This is a genomic window from Kineosporia sp. R_H_3 (assembly GCF_002198675.1).
GTDB lineage: Bacteria > Actinomycetota > Actinomycetes > Actinomycetales > Kineosporiaceae > R-H-3.
This window is the reverse complement of the sequence record NZ_MWLL01000036.1, coordinates 1-3,972: the sequence shown is the minus strand read 5'-3', so window position 1 is coordinate 3,972 and position 3,972 is coordinate 1. Positions and strand designations below refer to the sequence as shown.

The following is a 3,972-nucleotide window of genomic DNA, read 5'->3' as shown; positions in this document are numbered from 1 at the left end:
GCGGACGGCGACCCGTCGGACCGGGCCTGGAGCGACATCCTCGGCAGCGGCAGCGGCACCGGCGGGCAGCGCCGCCCCGGACGGACGCCGAAGTACCGCGGCGGGCGGCGCTGAGCCCGGGACCGCACCCTGCGGCGGGCCCGTCCCGCCGGCACCCGCGACGCACCGTCGGACCTCCCGGTCCCCGGCGGTGCATCGTCACGTCGGTGCAGGTGGCGGCCCGCCATGGGCGCACCGGGCTCCGGCACGGCACGATGGACCCATGCGGGACGCCCAGGACCCCGAGCACGCCCCCGGCACCGGGGGCGACACCGGCGCGTTCGGCGCGGACCCGGCCCGCACGCCCCGGCTGCCCGACCCCGCGGACGCCGTCGACGTCGACCCCGAGGACGACCCCGGTGACCCGGTCGAGCCGGCCGACGCCGAGCTGACGACCGTCGTCGCCGCCCGGGACACGACCGGGCACGACCACGACGACCTCGCCGCCGACCGCGCGGCAGACCTCGACGACCTGGGCCTCGACGACCTCGACGGCACCGGGGACGACGACCCGGCGGCGATCTTCGGCGGCGGCCCGGCGCGCGCCGGTGACGCCACGGCCGGGTTCCGCCGGCTCGCGGCCCGGATCGCCGACGCCGTCCTCGCCCTGACCCCGGAGAGCGCCCCCGGCGGCACCCGGGCCGCCCGGACGGCGCACCTCGCGGACCTCACCCCCGAGGGGGCGGCGCACGCCGACGGGGTCCTCGCTGATGCCCTCGCCGCGCTCGACGCCGTCGACGACACCGTGCTCGACGTCGCGGACGTCGTCGACCTGGAGATCCTCCGGGTCTGGGTCGCAGGCCGGCAGTGGGAGCTCATGGACGCCCCGGCCGGCCACGACGCGCTCCTCCACGTGCCGGCCCGGGTGCTCCCCGCGGCCGGCGACGTCCACGACCTGCCGGCGGGCAGCCCGCTCGACACCGGGGCGCTCGACACCGTCGTCGGCGTGCTGCGCTGCGCGCACGGCCGGCTCGAGGACCTCCCCGAGCGGCTCGCGCACGCCCGCCGGACCCTCACCGGGCTCTCGGCGCCGGTCGTCGACGCCGCGCTCGACCGGACCCGCCGCCTGCACGACGCGCTGCCCGGCCAGCTCGAGGCGCTCGTCGCGCCGCTGGAGGACGCCGACGCCTACGCGCCCGGCCTCACCGCCGCGTTGCGGACCGCCGTCGACGCGCTCGACGAGCACGCCCGGTGGCTGCGCGCCGTCCGGCCGTCGGCGGACGCCGACCCCCGGATCGGCGCCCAGCGCTACGGCGCCCGGCTCTGGTACGGCCTCGACGCCGAGCTCACCCCCGAGGCCCTCCTCGTGCGCGCCGAGAGCGACCTGCTCGGCGTCGAGGAGGAGCTCGCCGAGCTCGCCGGCCTGCTCGGCGCACCGCCCGGGCCGGACGGCGTCCGCGACCTGCTCCGCAGCGTCAGCGCGGACGGCGGCCCGCCGCCGGCCGTCGTCCTCGACGAGGTCGCCGGCGAGCTGCGCGCCCTCGGCCTGGTCACCGTGCCCGACCGGCTCGAGGCCCCGGCCCGCTGCCCGTTCGACGGCCACGACGAGAGCGGCACCCCGGACACCCCGGCGCTCGAGGCCGTCGGCGGCGCCCTGCGCCAGGTCGTCGCCGCGCACTGCGGCGTCCCCGGGCACCAGCTCCAGGCCGCGCACGCCGCCCAGGCGGTGCTGCCGACGGCGACCCGGCTCGTCGCGCCGAGCCCGCTGTTCGTCGAGGGCTGGGCCGTCGTCGCGGAGAGCCTGCTCACGCTGTCGGACGCCGGCACGCCCGCGCAGCGCGCCCGGCGCCGCGTCGCCCAGCTCGCGCTCCAGCTGCGACGCGCCGTCCGGTGCGTCGTCGACGTCCGCTGCCACGTCCACGGCCTGTCCGACGAGGACGCCGCGGCGATGCTCGTCGACCGTGCCCACCTCGCACCCGCGGCGGCCGCGGCGGTCGTCGCGGCGACCCTCGTGCACCCGGTCCGCGGCAGCGTCGGCTACGTCGGCGACCACCTCGTGTCCGACGTCGTGGCGCGGCTGTCCGCCGCCCGCCCGGACGCCGCGCCCCGCGCCGTCCACGACGCCGTCCTCGCCCACGGCCCGGTGCCGCCGCGGCACCTCGCCGTCCTGCTCGGGCTGCCGGCGGAGTCCGCCGGGCGGCGCTGACGACCCGGCGGGACGTTCCCGCGGCACCGCACCCGGGACCTGTGTGGTCGGGCGGCGGCCCCCGCACTGGATAGGGTTGGGCCGGTCGGTCCGCCGGTGCACCGGCCGCAGGCGCCGTACGTCGGCGCCGCCCGCACCCGTTCGACCACCCGTGCGCCCCACCCGGGCGCCGTCCCGAGCGTCAACCCTTCAGGAGCAGACGTGGCAAGCATCGAGGCCGTCGGCGCCCGCGAGATCCTCGACTCGCGAGGCAACCCCACCGTCGAGGTCGAGGTCGCGCTCGACGACGGCACCATCGCCCGCGCGGCCGTCCCCTCGGGCGCCTCGACCGGCGCCTTCGAGGCCGTCGAGCGCCGTGACGGCGACACCAGCCGCTACGGCGGCAAGGGCGTCGAGCAGGCCGTCACCGCCGTCATCGACGAGATCGCCCCCGAGCTCCTCGGCTTCGACGCCGCCGACCAGCGCCTCGTCGACCAGGCGATGCTCGACCTCGACGGCACCGACAACAAGGGCTCCCTCGGCGCCAACGCGATCCTCGGCGTCTCGCTCGCCGTCGCCAAGGCGGCCGCGGACTCGGCGAACCTGCCGCTGTTCCGCTACCTCGGCGGCCCGAACGCGCACATCCTCCCCGTGCCGATGATGAACATCCTCAACGGCGGCGCGCACGCCGACGGCGGCGTCGACATCCAGGAGTTCATGGTCGCGCCGATCGGCGCCGAGAGCTTCCGCGAGGCGCTGCGCTGGGGCGCGGAGATCTACCACTCGCTGAAGTCGGTGCTCAAGAGCAACGGCCTGGCGACCGGCCTCGGCGACGAGGGCGGCTTCGCACCGTCCCTGCCGACGAACCGCGCGGCGCTGGAGAACATCGCCGTCGCGATCGAGAAGGCCGGCTTCGGCCTCGGCACCGACGTCGCGCTCGCGCTCGACGTCGCCGCGACCGAGTTCCACAAGGACGGCTCGTACGCGTTCGAGGGCGCCCAGCGCTCCAGCGCCGAGATGATCGACTACTACACCTCGCTCGTCGACGGCTTCCCGATCGTCTCCATCGAGGACCCGCTCGACGAGGACGACTGGGAGGGCTGGACGGCGATCACGTCCGCGCTCGGCGGCCGGATCCAGCTCGTCGGCGACGACCTGTTCGTGACGAACCCGGTCCGCCTCGCCAAGGGCATCCAGACCGGCGCTGCGAACGCGCTGCTCGTCAAGGTCAACCAGATCGGCACGCTCACCGAGACCCTCGACGCGGTCGCGCTCGCGCACCGCAGCGGGTACCGCTGCATGATGAGCCACCGCTCGGGCGAGACCGAGGACACGACGATCGCCGACCTCGCGGTCGCGACCGACTGCGGCCAGATCAAGACCGGCGCCCCGGCGCGGTCCGAGCGGGTCGCGAAGTACAACCAGCTCCTGCGCATCGAGGAGGAGCTGGACGACGCGGCGGTCTACGCCGGCCGTCAGGCCTTCCCGCGGTTCGCCGGCTGAGCCTGCGCGACCGGCACCACCCGCACCACACGTCACACCAGTACCTTCCGCGACACGCTGCAGCGCCCGGGCCGCAATACGGACCCGGGCGCTGCTCGCGTGCCATGGTCGGGTGGGGCCGTCCGACACCCGCACGCCCCGCACGTCGCGGGGTCCGCCCCCGCACGGCCGAGACGTTCAGGGGGACGACCGCGATGACCGCACGCAGGCCCGCCGCACCACGACCGGGGCAGGGGCGTTCCGCCCCCGGCCGGTCGGGCGGCGGCGCGGCGGCCGCGCGGACCCCGGCGACCGTTCCCCGCGGA

The 3,972-nt window shown here is 77.3% G+C and carries 2 protein-coding genes; both read left to right on the top strand.

Annotation, left to right across the window (positions count from 1 at the left end; all coding sequences use genetic code 11):
• Positions 1-262 precede the first annotated feature (262 nt).
• Positions 263-2,185: a DUF885 family protein gene (locus ECOMGDLI_RS02695; RefSeq protein WP_088313333.1), complete on the top strand. Its 1,923-nt coding sequence runs from the start codon at positions 263-265 to the stop codon at positions 2,183-2,185.
• Positions 2,186-2,386: 201 nt separating this feature from the next.
• The gene (gene eno, locus ECOMGDLI_RS02690) at positions 2,387-3,667 is read left to right on the top strand and encodes a phosphopyruvate hydratase (RefSeq protein WP_088313331.1); all 1,281 of its coding nucleotides are present in this window, start codon (positions 2,387-2,389) and stop codon (positions 3,665-3,667) included.
• Positions 3,668-3,972 lie beyond the last annotated feature (305 nt).